Source organism: Pseudomonas lopnurensis (genome assembly GCF_015070855.1).
Taxonomy (GTDB): domain Bacteria; phylum Pseudomonadota; class Gammaproteobacteria; order Pseudomonadales; family Pseudomonadaceae; genus Stutzerimonas; species Stutzerimonas lopnurensis.
Map to the genome: position 1 here is coordinate 48,252 of NZ_JADDIX010000099.1, position 24,175 is coordinate 72,426.

Sequence of the window (24,175 nt, forward strand, 5' to 3'; positions counted from 1 at the left end):
CATGCAAGGTTCATTGATGCTGGATATCGGCGGCACCTGGCTGACCGCCGAGGATCGCCACCTGCTGCGCCAGCCGGAAGTCGGCGGATTGATCCTGTTCGCTCGCAATATCGAGCATCCGCGGCAGGTGCAGGAGCTGTGCCGGGCGATTCGCGCGCTGCGCCCCGATCTGCTGCTGGCGGTGGACCAGGAAGGCGGCCGCGTGCAGCGGCTGCGCCAGGGCTTCGTCCGGCTGCCGGCGATGCGCGAGCTTTCCCGCCGCGCCGATGGACGCCAATTGGCCGAAGCCTGTGGCTGGGTGATGGCGACCGAGGTGCTGGCGGTGGGCCTGGACTTCAGCTTCGCGCCGGTGCTCGATCTGGATCACCAGCGCAGCGCGGTGGTCGGCACCCGGGCCTTCGAGGGCGATCCGCAGCGCGCAGTGGAACTGATCAAGGCCTTCATCGCCGGCATGCACGCCGCCGGGATGGCGGCCACCGGCAAGCATTTCCCCGGCCATGGCTGGGCCGAGGCCGACTCCCATGTGGCGATTCCGCTCGACGAGCGCAGCCTGGACGCGCTCCGCGCATACGACCTGATTCCCTTCCGCGCATTGAGCGCGACGCTCGATGCGGTGATGCCGGCCCACGTGATCTATCCGCAGGTCGACGAGCAGCCGGCCGGCTTCTCGCGCCGTTGGCTGCAGGACGTCCTGCGTGGCGAACTCGGCTTTCGCGGCGTGATCTTCAGCGACGACCTGTCGATGGCCGGCGCGCACGTCGCCGGTGACGCGGCCGAGCGCATCCAGGCCGCACTGGGCGCCGGTTGCGACATGGGGCTGGTGTGCAATGATCGCGCCGCCGCCGAATCGGCCCTAACCGCGTTGCAGCGCCTCGGAGCCCGGCCTTCGCCGGCCCTGGCGCGGATGCGCAGTCGGGCGGCCGAGGCGCTGGACTACAAGCAGCATCCGCGCTGGCTCGCATCCCTCGGTGCGCTGAAAGCCGCCGGTCTCGTCGAATAACGCACTCTCTGCCAAAGGAACATCCATGACTGTCCATGCCATCATCGGCGGTACCGGCCTGACCGAACTGAGCGGTTTCGTCCTGCACGAGGCCCAGCACATCGACACGCCGTACGGGGCGCCCTCGGCGGTGATCCTGCGCGGTGAATACGCCGGCAGGGAGGTTCTGTTCCTCGCCCGGCACGGCCATCCGCACCGGATTGCGCCGCATCAGGTCAACTACCGCGCCAATCTCTGGGCGCTGAAGCAGGCCGGCGCCGAGGCCGTGCTGGCGGTGAACGCGGTGGGCGGTATCCACGCGGCGATGGGCTCGGGGCATTTCTGCGTGCCGCACCAGTTGATCGACTACACCTACGGCCGGGCGCACACCTTCTTCGAGGATGACCTCGAACATGTCACCCACGTCGATTTCAGCTACCCCTACGACGAGTCGCTGCGCGAGCGCTTGATCGGGGCGCTGGCCGCCGAGCGCTTCGCCTTCAGCAGTCATGGCGTGTACGGCTGCACCCAGGGGCCGCGCCTGGAAACCGTCGCCGAAATCGCACGGATGGAGCGCGATGGCTGCGATATCGTCGGCATGACCGGCATGCCCGAGGCGCTGCTCGCCCGCGAACTCGAACTGCCCTATGCCTGCCTGGCGCTGGTGGTCAATCCCGCGGCGGGCAAGTCGAGCGGCGTGATCACCATGGACGAGATCGAGGCCGCGTTGCGCGAGGGCATCGGCAAGGCCCGTGCGGTGCTCGCCCGGGTACTGGCGGGGTAGGTGGCGGGTTCGCCACGATCCTTGCCGGCGCAACTGGCGGGATCATGGCAACCTGTTTGTCATACTGCAGCCCGAGACTGGTAATTTTGCGATGGGCCCCATTGCGGCAAGCATGTTGCTTGCTACACTTGGCCGTCCTATGGAGTACCGGAATGTTTTGCCAGGCACGCACGATAAGAATAGTGAAAACGGTGGTGTTGCTGAGTCTGCTTGGCGGCCTGGTGGGCTGTTCCACCTGGTTCAGCGGTGATTTCAAGGACCCCGAGGTCCAGCTCACCAAGGTCGAAGTGATCCGGGCCAGGCTGTTGGAACAGCAGTTCATGCTGCGCTTTCGCATCGACAACCCCAATGCCCGCAGCCTGCCGGTCCGCGGCCTGGTCTATACCGTGCACCTCAACGACGTCGAACTGGCCAGTGGCGAGTCCAGTGGCTGGCTGACCGTGCCGGCCAACGGCTTCGAGTATTACGAGGTGCCGGTGCATACCAACCTCTGGCGCCACATGAAATACATCGTGCGGCTGTTGGAGAAGCCCGACCGGCCGATCCACTACCGCCTCGATGGCGAGATCAAGACCGGGTTGATGCTGGGCCGGCGCGTGCACATTTCCACCGATGGCGAGATAATCCCGGGCAACTTTATTCCGGAGTAGTACCCCGATGAACCATGAAGCCCACGTGCATGGTCCCGACTGCAACCACGACCACGACCACGATCACCACCATGTCCATGGCCCGCATTGCAGCCACGGCCAAGAGCCTGTGCGCAATCCGTTGAAGGACGTCGGCCGCAACGATCCCTGCCCCTGCGGCAGCCAGAAGAAGTACAAGAAGTGCCACGGCGCCTGAGCCCGCCATGACGCCCCTGACGCTGAGCCTGTTCGTGATCGGAGCGCTGCTGATCGTCGTGCTGGGCGGTTATGCGCTGTATCTCTGGCGCCGCGTCTGGCGCAACGAGCGCTTGCAGGCGCAGACCCGCGCGCAGCAACAGCTGGCGCTGGCGGAGGACCTGCGGATTCTCGCCAGCTGCCTGCTGGATGAACAGCTGCCGTTGATCGAAGGCGCGATCCGCATCAAGGTGCTGCTCGACAACTACGACGCCAGCCTTGGCCAACACCCGCGCTGCCAGGTCTTCCAGCTGCTTTTCGAGGCGACCAGGGAAGTGCCGACCCATGCTGCCTGGAAGGCGCTGGACAAACGCGAGCGGCGCCACCACGAAGCCAATTTCAGCGCGCTGGAATTGCAGCACAAGGCCGAAGCCCGTCGCTCGGCCCGTTGGCTGCTCGACGAGGCTCTGCCAAAATTCCGCGACGCCGCCTGATCGTTCGATCATCATCGCTGCGCGCCCTCTAACCTGATAGCTGCTTTTCCCTGCACGCTCGCACAGGAGCCGTCGATGTTTTCGCGTCTGCCATTCCCCCTGCTTCGCCTGGCCCTGGGGGCCGCATTCGGGGTCGCCAGCCTCGCCGGTTGCCAGGCCTACCTGGATAACCGCTACAGCGCCAGCCTGCCGCCGGAGCAGGGGATTCAGCCGCTCACCGGCTTGGCCGGCAGTGCCAGCATCCGCCGCAATGCGCTCGGCATGCCGCTGATCGAAACCTCCTCGTTTCATGACGCGCTGTTCACCATGGGCTACGTGCATGCCACCGACCGCCTCAGCCAGATGGTCGGCCTGCGCCTGATGGCGCAGGGGCGCCTGGCCGAGATGCTCGGTCCCGGCGTGCTGGAGATCGACCGCTTCATGCGCGCGGTGAACCTGCGCCAGAGCGCCGAGGTGCTCTATCGCGAAGCGTCACCGCGCATGAAGCGGTTCTTCGAGGTCTACGCTCGCGGCGTCAACGCCTATCTGTTCCGCCATCGCGACAAGCTGCCGATGGATCTCGCCGCGTCCGGCTACACGCCCGAGTACTGGAAGGCCGAGGATTCGGTGCTGGTGTTCTGCCTGCTCAACTTCGGCCTCTCGCAGAATCTGCAGGAGGAGGTCGCCGCGCTGCTCCTGGCGCAGAAAGTAGGCAGCGACAAGCTCGCCTGGTTGCTGCCGATCTACCCGGACGAGGCGCTGCCGTTCGACGAGGCGGGCAAGCTCGAGGGGCTTGCGCTCGATGCCAAGGTGCCGGGGCTCGCGGCCATCGAGCAGGCTGCCCGCCAGGTGGCCGAACTGAGCCCGCTCGGCGTGGCCGCTTCGAACAACTGGGCGATCGCCGGCAGCAACAGCCGCAGCGGCAAGCCGTTGCTTGCCAACGACACCCATCTACCGCTGTCGATGCCCTCGTACTGGAATTTCATGCAGATCCGCTCGCCGAAGTTCCAGGCGGCCGGCGTGACCCTCGCGGGCGTGCCCGCAGTGGTGGCGGGTTTCAATGGCAAGCTCGGCTGGGGCATGACCATGGTCATGGGCGACGGCCAGGATCTGTACCTGGAGCAGACCCGTCGCGAGGGCTCGCGGCTGATGTACCTGGCCGACGGCAAGTGGCTGCCGGCTCGCGAGCGCCACGAAACCTACTTCATCAAGGGCGAGCGGCCGATCCGCGAGACCGTCTACGAAACCCGCAACGGCCCGCTGTTGAACACGGTGCTCGGCGAGCGCAAGCATCCCTTGCAGCCGCTGCAACTGAGCAGTGGCTATGGCATCGCGCTGAAGACCACGCAATTCGAGGCGGATCGTTCGCTGGACGCCTTCTTCGAGCTGTCCCGCGCGCAATCGGTGGACCAGGCGTTCGAGGCGACCCGCGAGATTCGCGCGGCGGCGCTGAACGTGGTGTTCGCCGACCAGCAGGGCATCGGCTGGCAGGTCACCGGGCGTTTCCCCAATCGCCGCGAGGGGCTTGGCCTGGTGCCTTCGCCGGGCTGGGACGGCCGCTATGACTGGGACGGCTTCGCCGATCCGATGCTCCATCCCTATGACCAGGACCCGCTCCAGGGCTGGCTCGGCAGTGCCAACCAGCGCAGCGTGCCGCGCGGCTACGGGATGCAGCTGTCCAGCTCCTGGTACGGCCCGGAGCGTTACGAGCGGCTGGCGGAACTGGCCGGGCGCGGCAAGCACGACACCCGCAGCATGATCGCCATGCAGTACGACCAGGTCACGCCGTTCGCCGCCAAGCTCAGGACCATGTTCGAAGGCCCGGGCATGGCCGGGCCGCTGCGCCAGGCGATCGACGCCTTGCCGGCCGGCGAGCGGGAGAGGGCGCGCGAAGCGCTCGACAGGCTCATGGCCTTCGACGGCAGGCTCGCGGCCGATTCGGCGGATGCCGCGCTGTATGGCGCATTCCTGCATGAAAGCGCGCGGCAGACCTTCCTCGACGAACTGGGGCCGGAGGACGGTCCGGCCTGGGGTGCGCTGGTACAGGCCGGCAATACCTCGTACTCGGCGCAGGCCGACCATCTGCTCGGGCGTGAGGACAGTCCGTTCTGGGACGACCAGCGCACCGCGCAGCGGGAGGACAAGCCGACGATCCTCGCGCGCAGCCTGGCTGCGGCGGTGAGCCTGCTGGAGAGCCGTCTCGGCAGCGACCGCGGCGCCTGGCAATGGGGCAAGCTGCACAGCGCCACCTGGACGTCCGGAGCGACGCAACTGGCGCCTTACATGCCGGCCGGGCAACGCCGCGGCATCGACGCCCTGCGCGGCTACCTCGACCGCGGGCCCTACGCCATGGGCGGCGATCACAGCACGCTGAACGCTTCGGCGTATCGCCTGGGCATGGACTTCGATACCTGGCTGATCCCGGCGATGCGCATCATCGTCGACTTCGGTCGTGACGAGCCGATGATCGGGCTGAACAGCTCGGGGCAATCCGGCAACCCGGCCAGCCCGCATTATGCCGACGGTATCGAGGCCTGGATGAAGGCGCAGTACGTGAGCTTCCCGTTCAAGGTCCAGAATCTCGACAAGGTCTATGGCAGCAAGCGGCTGTTGTTGACGCCGGCCGGCCAGTAGGGCACTGGCGTCAGTCGGGCTGTGGCATCGTCCGCGCCACTTCGAGCACGCGAATCCGTCCGGGCGCGGGGTAGTGCCAGCGCACGTCCACGTCCCAGAACTGCGCGCCGTAACGCCGCTCGGGCTCGGGCTTCTGGTAGGCCGGGCGCGGGTCCTGCGCCAGGCACTGTTCGACGAGCTCCACCAGCGGCTCACCCAGGCGTAGCGCCTCGCTGCGCGCCTGGCGCAAGCCGGCCTGCGACCACTCGATCGCGATGGTTTCCGGGGCAGCGCTGGCCATCTCGTTGCGCGCGTCGGTCAGGGCGTCGGCATAGGGCACGTAGGGTTTGATATCGAGCACCGGGGTGCCGTCCAGCAGGTCGATTCCGGAGAGGAGCAGCCGTCCGGGCTCGACCCCGTCGAGCTTGACCACCGACTGGCCGATACCGTTCGGCCTGTGGGTCGAGCGGGTGGCGAACACCCCCACCATGCGATTGCCGCCCAGGCGCGGCGGGCGCACCTTGAGGCGGGGTTCGCTCTCCAGGGCCTGGTGGAAGAGAAACAACAGCCACACATGGCTGACCTGTTCGAGCCCAGCCACGGCATCGCCACTGTCGAATGGCGGCAACAGCTCCAGCACGCCCCGTGCGGCCGGGGCCAGGCGGGGCTGGCGTGGTATGGCGAACTTCTCCTTGAAGCAGGAGCGGACGTAGCCGATGGGTGAGACGCTGTGCGGCATTGAGGCGGCCTGGATACGGACGGGGCGGGCGGCAAATCTTACCCGTTAAGGCCCTTCAGGGGCATCGGGCCGGCAAGGGTCCGGTGTAACGCCCGTTGCGCTTGCCGAACATCGGGCAGGGCCGGGACGGATTATCGGGTCGTTGGGTGAGCGCAGCGAAGCCCAACGAGCGGATCGTCAGGCTCGCACCCGATATGAGTTGGGCCTCGGCGGCGCGCCCGCGGATCGCTGCCCGGCCAACCTGCGAGCGGCAGCCGCAATGCCGAGCGGGCGCCACAACGAAAACGCCCCGCGGGTGCGGGGCGTCGGATGGCAGGGTCAGATCACTTCGGCCCAGAGGTCGTATTCGTCGGCGTGGGTTACCCGTACGCGGACCTTGTCGCCGGGCTGCAGCGGCCGTTCGCTGTCGACGTAGACCATGCCGTCGATCTCCGGGGCGTCGGCCCAGGAGCGGCCGATGGCGCCGTCCTCGTCGACTTCGTCGATCAGCACGTCCATTTCCTGGTCGATCTTGCGCTGCAGGCGCGCGGCGCTGATCGCCTGCTGGTGCGCCATGAAACGCTCCCAGCGCTCCTGCTTGATCGCGTCCGGTACCGGTTCCAGGCCCATGACCTCGGCCGGTGCGCCGTCAACCGGCGAATACTGGAAGCAGCCGACGCGGTCGAGCTGGGCTTCGGTCAGCCAGTCGAGCAGGTACTGGAAATCTTCTTCGGTCTCGCCGGGGAAGCCGACGATGAAGGTCGAGCGGATGGTCAGCTCCGGGCAGATCTCGCGCCACTGCTTGATGCGCGCCAGGGTCTTGTCCTCGAAGGCCGGACGCTTCATGGCCTTGAGCACCTTGGGGCTGGCGTGTTGGAAGGGGATGTCGAGGTACGGCAGGATCTTGCCTTCGGCCATCAGCGGGATCACGTCGTCGACGTTGGGGTAGGGATAGACGTAGTGCAGGCGCACCCACACGCCCATCCTGCCCAGCTCCTCGCACAGCTCGAGCATGCGCGTCTTGACCGGCTGGCCGTTCCAGAAATCGAGCTTGTACTTGAGGTCCACGCCATAGGCGCTGGTGTCCTGGCTGATCACCAGAATTTCCTTGACCCCTGCCTTGACCAGCCGCTCGGCCTCGGACAGCACGTCACCCACCGGGCGGCTGACCAGCTTGCCGCGCATCGACGGGATGATGCAGAAGCTGCAGGTGTGGTTGCAGCCTTCGGAAATCTTCAGGTAGGCGTAATGGCGCGGGGTGAGCTTGATGCCCTGCGGCGGCACCAGATCGACGAAGGGATCGTGCTCGATGTTCGGCGGCACCACTTCATGTACGGCATTGACCACCTGCTCGTACTGTTGCGGACCGGTGACCGCCAGCACGCTGGGGTGCACACCGCGGATGTTGTTCTCGTCCACGCCCATGCAGCCGGTAACGATGACCTTGCCATTCTCGGCGATCGCCTCGCCGATGGCATCCAGCGATTCGGCCTTGGCGCTGTCGATGAAGCCGCAGGTGTTGACCACCACCACGTCGGCATCCTGATAGGACGGCACGATCTGGTAGCCCTCCATGCGCAGCTGGGTGAGGATGCGTTCGGAGTCGACGGTTGCCTTGGGACAGCCTAAGGATACGAAACCAATACTTCCAACTTTCTTCGACATTGCAGGCCGCCTCGGCTAACGGCATGAAAAAAATAGCGCGCGAGTATACAGCTATCTGAGGTTTTCCGGTCTCTGCCAAGCGACTGGGAACAGGCCGGTCGTCAGCTGCGGTACACGCAGCGATGGGGAAGGCGGACGACTGACGGGACAGGTTCGCTGCCTGGATCGAGCCAGTCTGTCGGCGGCTACTGCTTCACTACGCGGGGGCGACCTATCTGTTCCATGAGCCCGGGATGGGTGATCTCCAGCTGTGCTTCGATTGTTCGTATCAACTGAAAAAGCTCGGCATGGGACAGTGATGTCCCGCAAGGGATGTCGCTCAGGGTGCAACTCACCCTGGCGTCGTCTCGGATGATCACCGTGATGGAGGCTGGTGAGTCCAGCGCAGCATAAAAGCTGAGGGGGCGAAAATACGCCCGAAGAGCATCGAACGCCTCGGGCAATCGCAACGACTTCATCGCCGAACTCCCATGGCGGGCACGCATTCTCGATTCCGCGGGAGAGCTACTGAAATATCCGTTCTCACCGATGCAACCTGTCCTTTAAACCCTGTCGGTAAATATCGGCCGCAGGTCGGAGCCCGGGTTCGCGCCAGGCTGGAAGTTTCTTTTACCTCAGCCGAGTCGGCGGATCGATGCCCTATTCGCTCATTGCCGCGCGTGCTTCTCCATTGGCTGCGCACGCGGAAATGCGTCCGATGGTATGTCGCAACGCCAATAAGCGAAAGCCCAAGGCACGAAAGCTTAGTGAGTTTGCGGGGAACTTGTGTGTGGTTCCACGATTCTTCCAGCGGCCCATTGTTTCTGGATGAAACATATCCGACGAGTGGGGCAAGGCTGCGTAACCCCCTTCAGCCAAGCGGCGAAGCGAGCAATCCTGCGACCCGTGACGGCGGGGCAGGCCCGTCCGGCGTCCCATCCCAGTCCTGCCGGTTCCGAATGCTCTGCCGCCGGGCGGGAACTGTTGAATTCTCCGTGCGGCTCTCCGGTCACTTTTAAAGGTCGCCCAATTGGTGGCGGCGACCTCCTGATTACCTGATATCCACATATGACAACGGAGGCTCCATGGAGACCATTTCCGGGATTTTCGACAACAAAGGCACGCCCTTGGAGAAACAGAAATTCACATGGAAGGAAATGGCCGGCAAGCCGATCAGCAAGCTGGATGACGATGCGTTCACCCGTGTGCGCATCATCCTCATGAATGGGGTGGAGACCGATTCGCTGCGCCTCAAGCATGGCATCGCCCGCTTCAACAAGGAGCTGCGCCTGCCGCTGGCCGAGATCCGCCGCACCGAGCAGCACCAGGCCACCATGATCAACTGGTTGATCGGTGCCGACCATTCGCCGCTGGAAACCACCGTCGCCTACGAACAGGTGGCCATCGAGGTCACCGCCGCGGTGGCGCAGAGCGAGCCCGACCCTTACCAGGCGCAGACCTACCGCTTCGGCTTGCTGGAAGACTTCGACCACCTGTACCGCTACTCGGCCATGCTCGACCGCCTGGAAGGCAAGGATGCCAACAACATCCTGCAGGGCTATACCGACATCGTCCCGGGGCGCAAGAGTTCCGAACACCATCGTCATCCGGAAAACGACATCCGCGACAACTACGAGAAGAACACCGCCGCCCTGATCACCAAGATTCACGCGGCGCTGATCACCGGCGCGGAATACCAGACCCATGACTATTACCAGAACATCGGCCCACTGTTCGCCGACCCCCTGGCGCGGCAGCTCTATGCCGAAATCGCCTCGGTGGAAGAGCAGCACGTCACCCAATATGGCTCGCTGTCCGACCCCAGCGAGAGCCATATCGAGAAGTGGCTGGTGCACGAGGCGATGGAGGTCTACATGTACGCCAGCTGTGCCGAGCAGGAAACCAACCCGCGGATCAAGGCGATCTGGGAGCGCTTCCTCGACTACGAACTGGGCCATCTGAACGTCGCCTGCGATTGGTTCAAGCGGATCGAGGGCCGTGACCCGGCGGAGATCCTGGCCGGCCCGCTGCCGAAGATGGTGGAGTTCAAGAGCCAGCGCGATTTCGTGCGCCAGGTCCTGGCGGCTGAAGTCGATCTGCGCAGTGCCGGAACGGCCTACGTCGGCAAGGACAAGGAGCCGAAAAGCTCGCTCGACTATCGCAACCACCTGGCTTCGGAAGGGCTCGCATCGGACATCGTGTCTGCGGGTTACCAGTGGGCGCCGGGTGGCGAACTGTTCCGCAAGGTTTCCTGAGGAGAACGAACATGGCGACTGCAGCAAAGCTTGGCACCAACTTTACCGGTGTGCAGATGTCCCCGAAAGATACGCAGCGGCTGATGGAGGCCGTCGAACATACGCATCCCGACGTGGCCGGTGACGACCGCATGCTCATGGTCGAGCGCAGCAAGCACAATGAAGAAGCTGAGCGCATCGGCTCGGTGCCGATTCCCGGCTCGGTCAAGGGGATGCTCAAATCCACCTTCGATATGATCAAGGGCAAGAGCCCTGAAGTGCTGATCGACAAGCTGGGTGAGCGCCTGGCATTCGAACGCAGCGGGGTTCGCCTGTACGACGCGATGATCGCCAAGGTCAAGGCGATGAACATAGTCGGCTCGGACCTGGTGAAGGAGCTGCAGCATATTCGCGACGAAGAGTTCGAGCACATGGTGATGGTCGAGGATGCCATCAAGACCCTGGGTGCGGACCCCACTGCACAGACGCCCTGCGCCGATGTCGCCGCGGTCAAGTCCATCGGCGTGATGCAGGTGCTGACGGACCCGAGAACCAACGTCGCACAGGGGCTCAATGCACTCTTGACGATCGAGCTGGAGGACAATGCGGCCTGGGAGCTGCTTATCGAACTGGCCGAAGCTGGCGGCCATCCGGACCTCGCCGAGGGCTTCGGCAAGGCCAAGGCTCAGGAGGACGATCATCTGATCAAGATCAAGACCATGGTGCGTCGGGATTTGATCAACGATATCAAGTAGGGCAGTCACTTTATTTGGCGTACCTTCGGGTACGCTTTTTTTTAGGCTATGTCTGAGCTGGCTGTTGCGGATAGACGTACCCCCTGTAGGAGAGGGCGGGGACGCCGAGTCCATGCCCGCGAATATTCCAGCGCGCAAAGCTTCGCGGGCACGGCCCGCTCCTACGGACGCTCAGAACACCTCGACAATTCGAGCAATACGCAATTGGGACAGAGCCTTTTTTGACTTGCCGGTTTTACTTGATCCGGCTTTCGGTAAAAACATGGCTGTTATTACGGGAAATCAACTCTGGGGAATGATGGATATCTTTCCATCCTTCTCGAGGATTGCGAACTTGATCTGGTTGATGCTCTCCAGTCCCTGCGTGCTGCGAGCCGCTTCGAGAATGTCGCTCTCGTCCACTCGTGCGCGTACCAGCCGGGACTTGATGGTCTTCCCGTATTCGACCAGGATCATCGGCTCTCCATCGAGGTACTTCGCCACGGTCGGCGACCATTGCTTGATGAGCGAGAAAAGGATGTTCATCATCACCAGCGAGCAGATGACCAGCGTGGCGTTGGTGATGGAGAAGTCGTCGCCCAGCAAGGCCTGCTGGGTCGCTTCGCCTATGATCAGCAACAGGACGAAGTCGAAATTGGTTATTTCCGATAGCGTCCGACGCCCCGCGATGCGAAAGAGCACCAACAGAATCAGGTAGATCGCAGCGGCGCGTAAAACCGAATCCATATTCCACCCTACGGGTAGATCAGTTGCCAGAAACTGACGCGCTGCCCGGCCGACTTCACCGAAGTCGTGGACGGGCCTACGGTGTCAGGGCGGATGGTGAAGTAGGCCTCGATCCAGCCACTGTCGTCGGCCTTGAACTGCAGATTCAGACCGGACCCCGTGCTGTGGGACTTCGTCGGCTGGGGCTGGATCGTCTCGATCGTGAAGGTGCCCAGGAACTGGCCTTCGATATTCAGCCAGACCTCGCCAGCAGCGTCGGCTTTGGCGCGCACCTTCATATTGCTGGCGGCGGCATTGCGTTCGAAGCGCTGGTACTCGACCTGCAAATCCCTGGAAGGGGTGGCGGCCAGGCTTCTGCTCAGAGGGCCGGTACTGAACAGGCCCAGCAGCGTCGCGAGAACGAGGAAGCCGAGCAGTATCCATCCCAGTCGCTCCACGCGCCATAGTCTGATCTGGAACTGCATATCTTCCTTGATCGGGTGACTTCTGTTTTCCATGGAGTCATCGATAGCTGCCATACGCCCCTCCAACCCATGCTAGGGTCTGTTGACGTTTCAGCGCGGGCGCGAACGAATGGCGACAGACCCTGACATGGGACGCCGCGCCTGGGGTCCGGGTTCCACACCTGCACAAACGAGGGCAGGGTGCGACCCGTCTCGGCCAATCGGGTATCGACGAAAGTCTCTAAGTGAAAAGCGTGACAGGCTTCACAAAACGCTACTATCATAATGCCACTACACGCGACCGCCGCTTCCCCTCTCGGCCGCAGTTGTGGTTCCTGCCCGCCGCGTGCGGGCTTTTTTTATATGGCCATGCCCATGCCTGTTGGGCTTCGCTGCGCTCAGCGCCAACCTACCCGTGTGCGTTGCAACACGTAACGGGGCCTGAACCTTTCTATTGCCGTGAACTGCGCGGGTCTTAGCGATTCGGCGCGGCCGCCGCGGCGCTGGCGTCTGGCGTGCGCTTGGGCAGGTAGCGCTTCAATGCCAGCGCCGGCGCTTCGATGAGATGCCAGGAAAGCACCGCCATCAGGATGCTGGCGAGCAGGCCCAGCGCCATGAACAACGGCAGCGGGATGCTCGGCCCGGTCCAGTGCATGATCAACTGCTGGATCGGAAAGCTGAAGATGTAGATGCCGTAGGAGAAATCGCCGTACTTGCCGAAGCCCGACAGGCGTGGAATCTTCAGGTGCGCGACATAGAGGGTGAGGTATGGCAGCGTCAGCGCATGCAGGGGCTGCCACAGTTCGGTGCGGGCGCTGAGCAGGGTCAGGGCGAGCAGCGCCAGGGCGATCCGCCAGTTCCACGGGACGTACCAGCGGTACAGGTAGAGCACCACGCCGAAGTAGAAGAAGATGCCGAGCCGGGTGAATTTCCAGAGCAGGTCGTTTTGCAGATCGAGCCCGGGGATCAGATAGAAGTGCACCGCGAACAGCACGAGCAGTACCAGCAGGGCCACGCGGCCGCCGAACAGTTTCAGCAGGCCGAGCAGTAGCACCGTTGCGTACATCAGGGTTTCGTAAGGCAGCGTCCACACCGAGCCGTTCACGGTGTCGGGAAAGGGGTTGGCGGTGAACACGCCCGGCAGATGGAACTGAGTGAACAGCGCCATGTTGCCGAGATAGCCGAATGTCTTGCCGCTGCTCAGGTACTGGCCCAGCGGCAGGTTGGTCGCCAGAGGACCGACCACCAGCACGCTGAACAGTACCGCGACGATGAGTGCGGGGAAGATCCGCAGCGCCCGCTTCGCGGCGAAGTCCAGGGCGCTGCGGCTGTTGAGCCAGGAGCCGGCGATCAGGAAACCGCTCATCACGAAGAACAGGTGCACCGCGATGTCGGCGGTGTCGTAGCTGCCGCTGAACAGGCGTACCGGTTCGACCATGCCGCGGCCGGAGAGCCAGTAACTGTGCCCGACCACCACCAGCGATGCGGCGAAGAAACGGAGGAAGTCGAAGTTGTTCCCGCTGCGCTGCAGGGGTCGCGTCTGCATCGGCATGATCCTCTCGATCGGGTTCGGGCCTGGATCGCTTGTGATCAGGCGGGGATGTCACTGCAGCGGGAAGGTTTTGCTCATGCCCAGGCTGCGGGTTTCGCCGTCGCGGATCGCCTGTTCGATGAGCTCCAGGCGTTGCGGCGTGCGGTGCCGACGGGCGAACTGGCGCAGCAGAAAGAGAAAGATCGAGCGGTTGAGGTGATACATCCAGGGCCTGGCGACCCAGATGTACGTGTCGAACCAGGCCTGATTGCGCGCCGTGTAGTAGGCGCGAAAATCCGAATTGCCGAGCAGGAAAGCCTCGTAGATGTTGCGGGTATGCGCCTTGATGTTCCAGGACTGCTCCAGTTCGTCGATCACCGCCTCGGTGAGCAGGCAGAGCTTGCCGCCAGCGGCGGTGATGCGTCGGGTGTATTCGGTATCGTCGGCGTAGAGCACCAGTTCGCGTAGCGGTAGGCCGATGCTCTGGTAGAGGCTGCGGTGCGCCAGCATGCCGCCGTAGGGGGCGAAGGGCAGGTCGATGCTGCGCGGTGGCTTGCCCGTCGGCTTGCCCCAGGGCAGGCGCCGCCAGAGCTTGTAGGGCAGTTGTGCGACGTGGAAGCCGAAGTAGCTGGAGCGCAGCTGGATGACGAACCGCGCCGGCACGCCGGTGGCGATGTCCGCCTGCTGGGTCGGGCGAAACCCCAGCACCGCGACCCGCGCCTGGCCATGTTGCTGGCCGAGCCGTTCGATTTCGCGGTGCAGTATCCGCACCGCCGAGGCGGTGGGCGCATTGTCGTCGTCCATCATCCAGATGTATTGCGCGCCGCCCTGCAACGCGGCCTCCAGCCCCACGGCGTAGCCGTTGGCCGAACCGGTGTTGCGCTCCAGCGGGATGATCCGGACCCGCCCCGGCCAGCGTTCGAGCAGTTGCTCCAGCGGGGCGTTGGAGGCGTTGCTGACCACCAGCACCTGGCCGATCTGGTCGAACGCGAAGGCCTGCTCGATCATGCGTTGCAGGTAACCCAGGCGGTCACCGTAGGTCACGGTCACTATGGTGGTCTGCCGCCTCACCGGTTCCTCGCTGGGCATGAAGTCGATGATCTGGGCGCTCTGGCGGCGGTGTCGGGCAAGTGGCTGGATCTGCACGGGAAGTGGCCTCAGGTGTTTTCGGGGGTGGTGAGCGGCGGGCGGGACATGTCGGCCGCCGGTGCCGGGGCTTCTTCGTCGGGGCCGAAGAAGGCATGGAAAATGCGGATGAAGCCGCCTCCCGGCGTGCCGTCCGGGGCGTCCGGGCAAGGGATGAGTTCCGTGTAGGAGTAACCGTCCGCCAGGATCAGCGAAACGCCGATCTTTCCTTCTGTGCTCATGCTGTGTGCTCCCTCCGTATCCGGCGATACGGCCCTGATCAAAATGAATATCGTCTGCTGTCGATCGGCTGGCCCAGGAACGCGCCCGAGGTCGGTTCGGCGAAGCGGCGTCCCTGGTAACTGGGTGGTCGGGGCGTCGTCTGGTTGCCGGAGGGCGAGGCGCAGTTGCGCGTGGCCTGGGCGGACGACCCGCTGAAGGCGATCACGCTCGGGCCGCCGACTGCATCGCAGCCGGCAGTGTCCGCTGCGTCGCGCGTATGCGGAAAAGGCGGGCTGGCGGCCAGTGCTTCGGCCACAGGGGTTGCCCAGGCGGGCCCGGCGCTCAGCAACAGGGCGAAGCCCAGTGTGCCGATGGCTCTGATCCATAGGGTTGCGGTATTCATCCTTGATGCCTCATAAACGTACGGTTGTGGTTCAGGTGTGTTTCACGGCGACACTGCGGCCGGGTAGACCTGCACGCCGGGTATCCGGGCGGGTAGCGAATCCTGACTTTCATGGAGCGCGGCTTCCCTGATGCGCGCTTCTACGAATGCCTCGATCTCCTGTCGAAAGCGTTCGGTGGCGAAGCGCTCCGCGTTCCGGCGGCAGTTCTGCGGGCTGATGCGCTGGCGCTGCTCCTCGAACCGGGCCACGGCCGCGACGATCGACGCGGCGCTCTGCTCGGGGTAGAACACGCCGGTCGGCTGGGGCTGGTCGAGCCCGCGCACGGTCTCCAGTACGCCACCGCGGCCGAAGGCGATGACCGGCGTCCCGCAGGCCTGTGCCTCGATCGGTGCAATGCCGAAATCCTCCTCGGCGGCGAAGACGAAGGCCTTGGCGCGCTGCATGTGGTGCAGCAGCACGTCGAAGCTCTGGTAGCCGAGCAGGATGACGTTGGTGCCCGCGGCCTCCCGGGCCTTTTCCATCTCGGGCCCGGTGCCGATCACCACCAGGCGCTTGTCCGGCATGGCCGCAAAGGCCTCGATGATCAGCGGGATCTTCTTGTACGGCACCATGCGCGAGGCGGTGAGGTAGAAGTCCGCCTTGTCTTCATGGAGGAGGAACTGGCGGGTATCCACGGGTGGGTAGATCACCGTGGACTGGCGTCGATAGCTCTTGTTGATGCGCCGCCCGATGAAGTGCGAGTTGGCGATGAATTCGTCGACGCCGCTGGCGGTACGCTGGTCCCACATGCGCATGTAGTGCAGCAGCATGCGCGCCAGCTTGGCCTTGATGCCGCGATCCAGGCTGGCCTCGTGCAGGTACTGGTGCTGCAGGTCCCAGGCATAGCGGATCGGCGAGTGCACGTAGCTGACATGCAACTGGTTGGGTCCGGTCAGCACGCCCTTGGCCACGGCATGGCTGCTGGAGATGACCAGGTCATAAGGCGACATGTCCAGTTGCTCGATGGCCAGCGGCATCAGCGGCAGGTATTTCTGGTAGTGCGTCCTGGCCTTGGGCAGTTGCTGGATGAAGGTGGTGGTCGCGCGCTTGCCGCCGAGATGGGCGCGATCCTCGTCGGAGAGAAAATCGATGACCGCGAACAGATCGGCCTCCGGCCAGATCGCGCACAGGCTGGCGAGTACCCGCTCGGCTCCGGCGTAAGTCACCAGCCAGTCATGAACGATAGCGATTTTCATTGAATGACCTTCCTTGTTCGAATGTGTGGGATAGCGAATGCCTGCGGCTGCAGGCCAGGCGCGATGTTCCGTCAGCGCGAGTGCAGCCGCATGAGCGGCTGCGCGTTGCGCCGGCCAGCCAGGCGTTTGCCGAGGTGAATGAAGGGTTGCTCGACGAGGCGGCGGCACAACTGCGCGGCAGCCAGTGCCAGCAGCGTGCCGAGTACTGCGCCGAGCAGGGCGTTGGTGCCACCGGCGAGGTCCAGGCCGGCTGTCAGTCTGTGCACCGCCGGCTGCAGCGTGGGCAGCAGCAGATAGAGCGAGTAGCTGATGCCGCCGAGCCAGATCAGCAATGGGCTGCTCAGCGGCAACCGGCTGCTCAGCAGCAGGAACCCGCCGATGGCCAGGACGTAGGTGAACAGATAGCGCGACCCGCTCTCGCCCGGCTCCAGGCCGCTGGCCCAGCCCGCGAGGAAGATCACCGGCAGTACCAGCCCGTAGAAGCGCAGCGTATGCCGCGCATATTCCCTTGCCCGTCGGCGGGCATAGCTGCTGTCTTCATGCTGCGCCTCGTGCCACACCGAGGCGAAGAACATCAACGACAGCACCAGTGGCAGCGTCACCGGCAGGCTCATCGCGAACAGGTATCGGGCCAGCGCCAGCAGCAGGGCGAGCGCGAGCAGCAGCAGGGCGCAGCCGGAGCGCAGGCTCACGCTCTGCAGCAGCCCGCTCCACTGAAACCCCAGGCACAGCAGGTAGAACACCAGCACCACAGGCAACGGTCCGCAAGCCCCGAGCACCTCGAACGGAGGGCTGGCGACGGTCGCCGTGGCGTCTGCGAACAATCCGGCGGACGCGGGCCCGAGCACGGCGACAACGAGCAGCGTCGCCACGGCACCGGCCGGAAACAGGCGCAGGCAGCGGCGCGTGACGAAATGGCGTGCGTCGGCCCGCAGGCTCGCCGGCACCACGAAACCGCTGATCAGCACGAACCAGAGCATGCCCAGCAGTCCCGGGTCCAGCGCGTGCTGCAGCAGCCAGGGCTGGCCGAGCAGCGGCACGAACAGGGCCTGGAAAACCACCAGCATCACTGCGCTGCCGCGCAGCGCGTCGATATGCGCCAAGCGTTCCATGGGTCGCCTCGATAGATGTGGGATGAGACCGGAAGGTCGTCGTGCCGACTCGCTGGCGACCCTAGGGACGATCGGAGGACCAGGCTGCGAGCCGCGGCTGGCCGCTCTTGCCGATCAGGGCCCGGTCGATCAGCTGCGAAACGCCCTGGGCCGAACGTTTCCATGAATAGCGCTCGACGTTCGCCAGCCCCAGGGTGCGCAGGTCGTTGCGCAGGGTGGCGTCCTGCAGCACGCGGCCCATGCAGCGGGCGATGTCCTCGACGCTCAGCGGCTCGAAATACAGCACGCTATCGCCGAGCACTTCGGGAATCGACGCCGTGCGTGCGGCGATCACCGGGCAGCCGCAGGCCTGGGCTTCCAGCGGCGGTATGCCGAAGCCTTCGTACAGCGAGGGAAAAACGAATGCCGTGGCGCCCTGGTATTCCTCCACCAGTTCCTCGTCGCTGAGGCGGCCGAGCATGCGTACACGCTGGTTGCCGTTGACGCTGTAATCGGAGCCCGAGAACACCGAGTGCGAGTCGCCGACGATGCGCAGTTCGATGTCGTCGAACCCCTCGAGGCTGAGAAACGCCGCTACCATGCGCGCGAAGTTCTTGTGCGCGTTGGGCGAGGAAACGGCCAGCAGATAGCGCGTGGCGTGGCTTTTGCGGTCGTTGGCATAGAACGGGCGAAACGTTGGCGCGACCGCATTGGGGATCACGCAGATGTTCTCGCTCGGGTAGCCGTAGTGGTGCGAGATTTCCCTGCGGGAGAAATCGCTGACCGTGATCAAGGCCTTGATGCGCTTGAGCAGCAGGGGCGTGATGGCTTTGTAGAGGCTGCGAAAGACGCGCGAGTAGCTTTCCGGATGGCGTACGTAGGTGATGTCGTGGTGAGTGGCGATCTGGTTGCGATACAGCAGTGGTGCGGTGTTGCACAACGAGAGCAGTGGCGGATTGCCGTTGCGCGCCAGCCACAGCGGTAGGTCCAGTTGTTCCCAGAGATGGCCGCCGTTGCGGCCGATGCGGCGAACCTGCAGCCGGTCGGCGCTTTCGCGCATGCGGATGGCATGCGGTGCGACGAACACCAGGTCCTTGCGCAGGGTCCCGAGTTCCAGGCAGACCTGCTCGGCGAAGCGTTGCACGCCGCGGGTTTCCTGGGTGAGGAAACGTGCGTTGATGACGATCATTGTCGATGTTCTCCCTTGGTGAGGCATGGGCGGTCTGGGGCTTGGCCCAGGCGTGTCGAGTGAAAGTCTCGGTTTCAGCGCGTTGTCGAGTGGCCTGATGGCGCGGGTTTCGGCCCCCCGGCCGAGTCACTGTCCCTTTGCTCCGGATCGCCGGCCGGCGCGAAAGAGAAAGTAACCAGAAAGCACGCCCGACATCCGGCCCCCGCTACGCCGGGGTTCCCTCGCTCCGGTGCCGCTCCGGGCGCCGTCACGAAGGGACGTGCCTACCTCGGTGGTCCGTCCTTCGTTCCTTGTTCGGCGTCCTGCCTCGTATCACCCTGCGCGGCAGCACCAAACGCCCCTGCAGGAGGGGGAATGGAATCGTTGTGTAGGGGTGAGCCGCAGGGATGCGGCGGAAGGACTCGGCGTTCATGCTTAAAGAGCCAGGGATGGCCCTGTAAGCCGCCCCCCGGAGCGGCGATGGAGCGAAACGGAGCGTAGTGGAGTAACAGCAGCACGGCCCGAAGGGCGAGCGAAGCGAGTAACGAACCCCGGCGCAGCCGGAGCGGATGCAGGGGCAAGACCTCTTGGTTCCTTTTGGCCGGCCATCCGGACGATTGCCAAAAGGGCCTCGCCCAGCAGGGCGAAACCAAGCCATCAAGCGACTCGCTAATGGCTTTGAAAATCAAACATCCAACCAGCAGCATCAACCCCAATTCCCATCAACGCTCCTCAAGCTCCACCCCCGCCGCTCCCCGTTGCTCGGCCGGCACCGGCCGCATGCTGACGATCTTGGGAAAGCCGTCGAGCTTCACCGTCACGCTACAGGCGCCGCCGCTGGCCGGGCACGTCCAGCGAGTATCGGTGGTAACCCGCCCGTGCCGGGGCTGTGCGGTATCGATCAGCGCAAGCCGGCCAGCCCCGCTCTCGGACTGCAACTCGATCGAACGCGGTTTGCCGGCGCTCCAGGCCACCAGCAGGTCGTCATCGCCACGGGCGAAACGCAGCAGCACCACATCCGCGGCGGCATGCTCGACACGCCCGCGAAACGCATACTGGCTGACGATCTCGCTGATGGCCGCGAGTACCGGGTAGGCCGGCTTCTGTGTGAAGTCCTGGCGGACCAGGCCGAAGTTGTGTTCGCGTTCGCGCGGGTCGGTGCCGTCGTTCCTGAAGTCGTACCACCACATGCCCTTGATGTTGGGCAGCGTCCTGGCCAGGAAGAAGCTGCGTGCCAGGTAGGCCGCCTGCAGGGTCTCGTCGATGCCGCAGGCGCCTTGGTGCGACGGCCAGGCCATTTCCGTCAGGTAGAGCGGCACCGGCCGCCCGGCGGCGCGGGTCAGCGTCTTGTCGACTTCGGCCATCCACTCGATCCAGGCTTCCGGTGTGTTATGTCGCCAGCCCCGGCAGTGCACGTAGGGGTGCAGGGACAGGCCATCCAGCGACTGCATGACGCCATTTTCCAGGAGGCGCAGGGCGAAGCCCGATTCGATGCCCTGGGTGGTCACGGCCCCGGCGAGCACCTTGGCGTCCGGGTCGCGCTGGCGGATGATGCCCGCCGCATCGGCGATCAGGCGGGCATAATCCTGGGTGAACTGTGGGTCGTGCGGGTCTTCCACGTCCCACTCGTTCCAGACCTCGTAGTACGCCACCTGGCCCTTGAAGGTGTTGGCGATGAAGTCGACGTAGCGGTTGAAGGCCACCCTGACCGGCTCGCTGCGCGGCTTCTCGCCCTTGCCGTGGTGCAGGTTGCCGTAGCCGAGGATGAACTGGGTGTTCAGGCCATGCCTGGCGGTTTCCTTCAGATAGCGCGGCCAGGACGGGTCGACCTTCAGCCGGTCGCGTTGGCGCTCGACATAGGCCCAGTGGGCATCGGTGCGCACGGAGGTGATGCCGGCATCGCGCATCATCGCGTAGGCGCGACCGCTGGGGTCGCCCTTGTGCAGTTCGTGGGCGCAGACGCCGACGGTGAAGGGTTCCTCGAGAGGCTGGGCCTGGCCATCCAGGGCCAGCCCGAACAGCCCGCCGAGCAGCGCTGCGTGCAGGGTAAAACGTATCGTCATGTGAACCATCCGTGACTGTTCGTTCTCAGTTCAGGCGCTGCAGTTCGGGAAGTCGCTGCGCCGCCAGAATGCCGGCCGGCGCCCGTGCCGGTGTCAGCACATGGGAAATGGCCAGGCCGAGGAACAGCGTGGCGGTCGTCACCTCCAGGACATCGGTGGCCCAGGCCACCAGGCAGATGCAGAAGACGATGGGCAGCAGCGCGTTGCGCAGACGCGGACCACGCTCATGCAGGCGCAGCAGCAGCGGAAATGCCAGCAGGTACAGCAGCACGCCGAATACGCCGAGCATTCCCCAGAGATACAGCGCGGTGTTGTCGGCGATGTTCAGCAGCGCCAGGCCCGGCACCGGGTAGACCTGGCCGGCGCTGCCCACCGCACCGAAGCCGGCGCCCCACCAGCCCCAGCCTTCGCCGGTGATCACTGCGATGAAGTTCGGCCAGCTGTTGATCAGCCGGTCGGCGAAGGACGCCAGCAGCGTGCCGTTGTTGGCCGCGTTGGCATCCAGGCTCAGCACCAGGCTGGTGGCCGGCAGCAGCAGGCCGATCAGCACCGCGACGAGAAACGCCGAGGCGCTGGCGAAGCGGTACGCCGTGACGATCAACATCAGCAGGGTCAGCACATAGGCCGCCGCGGTGGATTTGTTGGTGGTCAGCACGATGGCGATCAGCGCCGCCACGTACAGCGCCAGCCTGAGCGGTCGCGAGCGGATGAAGGCGGCGAGGAACAGGCTGTAGACCGCGATCATCACCGACAGGGCGGTGGACATGCGGGCGAAGCCGCCGATGCGGTCGATGTCGTCGAACGTCCAGGAACGGTTGGCGCTCAGCTCCACCTCGCCGACCATGTAGCTGTAGCCCTTCCACGGCACGCTGGTGAGCAGGTCGAGGGCGATACCGACGAAGGACGCGAGCAGGCAGAAACCGATGACCCTGCGTAGCAGGGGCAGGCGCAGTTCCAGATGGCGGCCGCAGATCAGGCCGAACAACAGCGGAATGTAGATGAACAGGCTGAAGCCGATGTTGCGCAGGTCCGCGCCGTGCATCAGCGCCAGCTGGCTGGAGGTGACCAGCCCGAGCAGCACCAGCCAGAACAGCGGCCAGCCACGGTAGCGCAGCAATTCCAGGCTCAGCGCGGCGAGACAGGCGACTTTCGGCAGGTACAGCAGCCAGGAGATGCCCAGCATGTCGAAGTAGTAGCGCAGCGCGCCGGAGAAGGTCTCAGTCAGCAGCAGCGAGGCGACGACCAGCGTCAGCAGCGTCGGCTTGTCGAATTCCAACGGGTTCGAGTCGCGGCGTCGCGGGGTGATCAGCAGGCTCTGGTTCATGGTGGGTTCTCGTTCCCTGAAGAGTCTCGCGCAGGATGGCCTGGTACTGGTCCAGCATGCGTTCCATATCCAGCATCGGCAGGACGCTGGCACGGGCCTGGCTGGCCAGCTTCTGGCGCAAGGCGCCATCGATGTATAGCCAGAGCATGGCGGTGCCGAGCGAATCCGGATCGTCCGGCGAACAGAGCAGGCCATTGAATTCGTCGCGGATGATCTCCGGCAGCCCGCCCATGTTGGTGGCGATGACCGGCAGGTGGTTGGCGCAGCCTTCGACGGCCACCAGGCCGAACGGCTCGGCCCAGCGCGAGGGCACCACCAGCACGTCGATGCTGCGCATGAATCGGTCGGTGTCGCAGTAGCCGAGGAAGCTGACCTTGGCCGGGTCGGCCATGGCCTTGAGCTCGGCCTCATAGTCCAGCTTGCCGCGCCCGGCGATGTCCAGCCGCGCGTCTATCCCCAGCCGTTGGAATTGCTCGATCAGCCAGCCGACGCCCTTGTTCTCGGAAAGCGTGCCGATGTAGCCGAAACGCAGCGGGAAGTTGCTGCGCTTCTTCGGCGTGTCGTCCTGGGCGGGATTCGCCGGCGTGCAGTTGTGCACCACGTGCTGGCGGGCACGGGCGAAATAGCCCTGGTCGACGAGGCGCTCGAGCACGAAACGGCTGACACCGATCACCGCCGACACCTGCGCCGAGGCGGCGGCATGGCCGAGGCGCAGGGCCGAGCACAGGCCGCACTGGCGCTGGCAGCTCTTGCCGTGGTTGTACATGGTGTCCTTCGGGCAGAGCAGGTACAGGTCATGCAACACCTGGACGATGGGCAGGCCGGCGGCGCTGACTTCGTCCCAGGTGGAAATCGACCAGCCGGTGAGGTTGTTGCCGACCACGATGTCCGGTTTTTCGCGGGCGATCACTTCGCGCACGTAGCGGCGCATGCCGGCGTTGTAGCGGTCGCGGTAATGCCAGACGAGTCGGGCGAGGCGCGGCGGGCGCTGCTGGGTGTAATGCCAGTAGCCGTTTTCCAGTCCGGCGCGGTAGACCGGTACACCGTCCTGAATCTGCAGGTGCAGGCCCGCTTCCGGTCCCGTGGCCAGTACCACCACCTTGCACCCGCGGCGTTGCAGCCCCTCGACCAACCGGCGAAGGATGACTTCCGCGCCACCGCCGATATGCGGGGCGTAGAACGCATTGAGGAATAGGATCTTCATCGTTTGACTCGCTGTTTGAGCCTTTCGGAGAGCTCTGGAGCGTTTGTCGGTGCTCCGCTTGGGTCAGGCGAAGCAGTGGAGATAGCGGGTCGGCACCCGGACCTTCTGCTCGCGCTGCAACAGGTTGAGCAGGATGACCGAGCGCTCCTCGCCGTCGCTGCTGACGAAGATGGCCTCGATATCGCTGAAGCTGCCGCCGCTTATCTGTACCCGCTCGCCGGGCTTGAACGCCGCGGCCGGCGTGCCTTGGGGCTGCGCGAGGCGACGGCGCAGCTGCTCGATCAGTTCGTCCTGTACCGGTATCGGCTGGCCACCGAAGGTGACCACGCGGCTGACGCCGCGTGTCGAACGGATCGGATACCAGTTGTCCTGGACGCAATCGAGGCGGATGAACAGGTAGCCGGGGAACAGCGCTTCATCGGTCCTGGCATGCTGTCCGGGGCGTAACGGCGGATGGCTCTTGAGTGGCCGGTAGCATTCGAAGTGCTGGCGGCGCAGGTGCTCCTCGGCGCGGGCTTCCTGTCGTGGTTTGGTCTGGATCAGGTACCAGCGTGGCGCATTGTTCGGTGACATGAGGCGCTCCTTTCCCTAGGGTCTATTGACGCTGCAACACGG

The 24,175-nt window shown here is 64.7% G+C and carries 24 protein-coding genes; 8 read left to right on the forward strand and 16 right to left on the reverse strand.

The genetic code is table 11. The annotated features are described in order from the left end of the window. The first annotated feature begins 1 nt into the window (after position 1). From nagZ to IN820_RS21120, 6 genes are all read left to right on the forward strand, one after another. Complete coding sequence (nagZ, locus tag IN820_RS21095) at positions 2-1,000, forward strand: beta-N-acetylhexosaminidase (RefSeq protein WP_193682851.1); 999 nt, start codon at positions 2-4, stop codon at positions 998-1,000. A gap of 25 nt (positions 1,001-1,025) precedes the next feature. Further along, positions 1,026-1,763 carry an S-methyl-5'-thioinosine phosphorylase gene (locus tag IN820_RS21100; protein ID WP_193682852.1) on the forward strand — a complete coding sequence of 246 codons (738 nt, stop codon included), beginning with the start codon at positions 1,026-1,028 and terminating at the stop codon, positions 1,761-1,763. A 152-nt stretch (positions 1,764-1,915) separates the two neighbouring features. Then, on the forward strand, positions 1,916-2,413 hold the full coding sequence (locus tag IN820_RS21105; RefSeq protein ID WP_193682853.1) for an LEA type 2 family protein: 498 nt from the start codon (positions 1,916-1,918) through the stop codon (positions 2,411-2,413). Positions 2,414-2,420: 7 nt separating this feature from the next. Continuing rightward, the gene (locus IN820_RS21110) at positions 2,421-2,609 is read left to right on the forward strand and encodes an SEC-C metal-binding domain-containing protein (RefSeq protein WP_193682854.1); all 189 of its coding nucleotides are present in this window, start codon (positions 2,421-2,423) and stop codon (positions 2,607-2,609) included. 7 nt (positions 2,610-2,616) lie between these two features. Next, a complete protein-coding gene (locus IN820_RS21115) occupies positions 2,617-3,081 on the forward strand; it encodes a DUF2489 domain-containing protein (RefSeq protein WP_193682855.1) in 465 nt (154 codons plus the stop codon). A gap of 75 nt (positions 3,082-3,156) precedes the next feature. Beyond that, positions 3,157-5,694, forward strand: a complete 2,538-nt coding sequence (locus tag IN820_RS21120) for a penicillin acylase family protein (protein ID WP_193682856.1) — start codon at positions 3,157-3,159, stop codon at positions 5,692-5,694. Between the two features lie 10 nt (positions 5,695-5,704). On the opposite strand, the gene tsaA is transcribed toward IN820_RS21120, so the two are convergent. From tsaA to IN820_RS21135, 3 genes are all read right to left on the reverse strand, one after another. Continuing rightward, positions 5,705-6,412 carry a tRNA (N6-threonylcarbamoyladenosine(37)-N6)-methyltransferase TrmO gene (gene tsaA, locus IN820_RS21125; RefSeq protein ID WP_193682857.1) on the reverse strand — a complete coding sequence of 236 codons (708 nt, stop codon included), beginning with the start codon at positions 6,410-6,412 and terminating at the stop codon, positions 5,705-5,707. A 318-nt stretch (positions 6,413-6,730) separates the two neighbouring features. Continuing rightward, the gene (rimO, locus tag IN820_RS21130; protein ID WP_193682858.1) at positions 6,731-8,056 is read right to left on the reverse strand and encodes a 30S ribosomal protein S12 methylthiotransferase RimO; all 1,326 of its coding nucleotides are present in this window, start codon (positions 8,054-8,056) and stop codon (positions 6,731-6,733) included. Positions 8,057-8,241: 185 nt separating this feature from the next. Further along, positions 8,242-8,541: a DUF1652 domain-containing protein gene (locus IN820_RS21135; RefSeq protein ID WP_193682859.1), complete on the reverse strand. Its 300-nt coding sequence runs from the start codon at positions 8,539-8,541 to the stop codon at positions 8,242-8,244. A gap of 579 nt (positions 8,542-9,120) precedes the next feature. Between IN820_RS21135 and IN820_RS21140 the strand changes: the two genes are divergently transcribed. Both IN820_RS21140 and IN820_RS21145 read left to right on the forward strand, forming a co-directional pair. Further along, on the forward strand, positions 9,121-10,290 hold the full coding sequence (locus tag IN820_RS21140) for a hypothetical protein (RefSeq protein WP_193682860.1): 1,170 nt from the start codon (positions 9,121-9,123) through the stop codon (positions 10,288-10,290). Positions 10,291-10,301: 11 nt separating this feature from the next. After that, the gene (locus IN820_RS21145) at positions 10,302-11,024 is read left to right on the forward strand and encodes a ferritin-like domain-containing protein (RefSeq protein WP_193682861.1); all 723 of its coding nucleotides are present in this window, start codon (positions 10,302-10,304) and stop codon (positions 11,022-11,024) included. Between the two features lie 282 nt (positions 11,025-11,306). On the opposite strand, the gene IN820_RS21150 is transcribed toward IN820_RS21145, so the two are convergent. The 13 genes from IN820_RS21150 to rfaH form a co-directional block, all read right to left on the reverse strand. Beyond that, the gene (locus tag IN820_RS21150; RefSeq protein WP_193682862.1) at positions 11,307-11,750 is read right to left on the reverse strand and encodes a DUF421 domain-containing protein; all 444 of its coding nucleotides are present in this window, start codon (positions 11,748-11,750) and stop codon (positions 11,307-11,309) included. Positions 11,751-11,758: 8 nt separating this feature from the next. Next, positions 11,759-12,268: a hypothetical protein gene (locus IN820_RS21155; protein WP_193682863.1), complete on the reverse strand. Its 510-nt coding sequence runs from the start codon at positions 12,266-12,268 to the stop codon at positions 11,759-11,761. A gap of 400 nt (positions 12,269-12,668) precedes the next feature. After that, positions 12,669-13,745 (reverse strand): acyltransferase family protein, encoded by a 1,077-nt coding sequence (locus IN820_RS21160; protein WP_408005256.1) that lies wholly within the window; start codon positions 13,743-13,745, stop codon positions 12,669-12,671. A gap of 51 nt (positions 13,746-13,796) precedes the next feature. After that, entirely contained in the window at positions 13,797-14,813 is a 1,017-nt protein-coding gene (locus IN820_RS21165; protein WP_193683006.1) for a glycosyltransferase, read from the reverse strand. Between the two features lie 68 nt (positions 14,814-14,881). Beyond that, positions 14,882-15,091 carry a hypothetical protein gene (locus tag IN820_RS21170; protein WP_193682865.1) on the reverse strand — a complete coding sequence of 70 codons (210 nt, stop codon included), beginning with the start codon at positions 15,089-15,091 and terminating at the stop codon, positions 14,882-14,884. 38 nt (positions 15,092-15,129) lie between these two features. After that, positions 15,130-15,474, reverse strand: coding sequence for a hypothetical protein (locus IN820_RS21175; RefSeq protein ID WP_193682866.1), 345 nt, complete (start codon positions 15,472-15,474; stop codon positions 15,130-15,132). 42 nt (positions 15,475-15,516) lie between these two features. After that, positions 15,517-16,710, reverse strand: coding sequence for a glycosyltransferase family 4 protein (locus IN820_RS21180; RefSeq protein WP_193682867.1), 1,194 nt, complete (start codon positions 16,708-16,710; stop codon positions 15,517-15,519). A 71-nt stretch (positions 16,711-16,781) separates the two neighbouring features. Further along, positions 16,782-17,822, reverse strand: a complete 1,041-nt coding sequence (locus IN820_RS21185; RefSeq protein WP_193682868.1) for an acyltransferase family protein — start codon at positions 17,820-17,822, stop codon at positions 16,782-16,784. A gap of 61 nt (positions 17,823-17,883) precedes the next feature. Beyond that, a complete protein-coding gene (locus tag IN820_RS21190; RefSeq protein ID WP_193682869.1) occupies positions 17,884-18,990 on the reverse strand; it encodes a glycosyltransferase family 4 protein in 1,107 nt (368 codons plus the stop codon). 701 nt (positions 18,991-19,691) lie between these two features. Continuing rightward, positions 19,692-21,032 carry a hypothetical protein gene (locus tag IN820_RS21195; RefSeq protein WP_193682870.1) on the reverse strand — a complete coding sequence of 447 codons (1,341 nt, stop codon included), beginning with the start codon at positions 21,030-21,032 and terminating at the stop codon, positions 19,692-19,694. A gap of 25 nt (positions 21,033-21,057) precedes the next feature. After that, on the reverse strand, positions 21,058-22,356 hold the full coding sequence (locus IN820_RS21200) for a hypothetical protein (RefSeq protein ID WP_193682871.1): 1,299 nt from the start codon (positions 22,354-22,356) through the stop codon (positions 21,058-21,060). Continuing rightward, positions 22,250-23,560: a glycosyltransferase family 4 protein gene (locus IN820_RS21205; protein WP_193682872.1), complete on the reverse strand. Its 1,311-nt coding sequence runs from the start codon at positions 23,558-23,560 to the stop codon at positions 22,250-22,252. The genes IN820_RS21200 and IN820_RS21205 overlap by 107 nt, the downstream gene beginning before the upstream one ends. Positions 23,561-23,623: 63 nt before the next feature. After that, positions 23,624-24,133: a transcription/translation regulatory transformer protein RfaH gene (gene rfaH / locus IN820_RS21210; RefSeq protein WP_193682873.1), complete on the reverse strand. Its 510-nt coding sequence runs from the start codon at positions 24,131-24,133 to the stop codon at positions 23,624-23,626. Between the last annotated feature and the right edge of the window lie 42 nt (positions 24,134-24,175).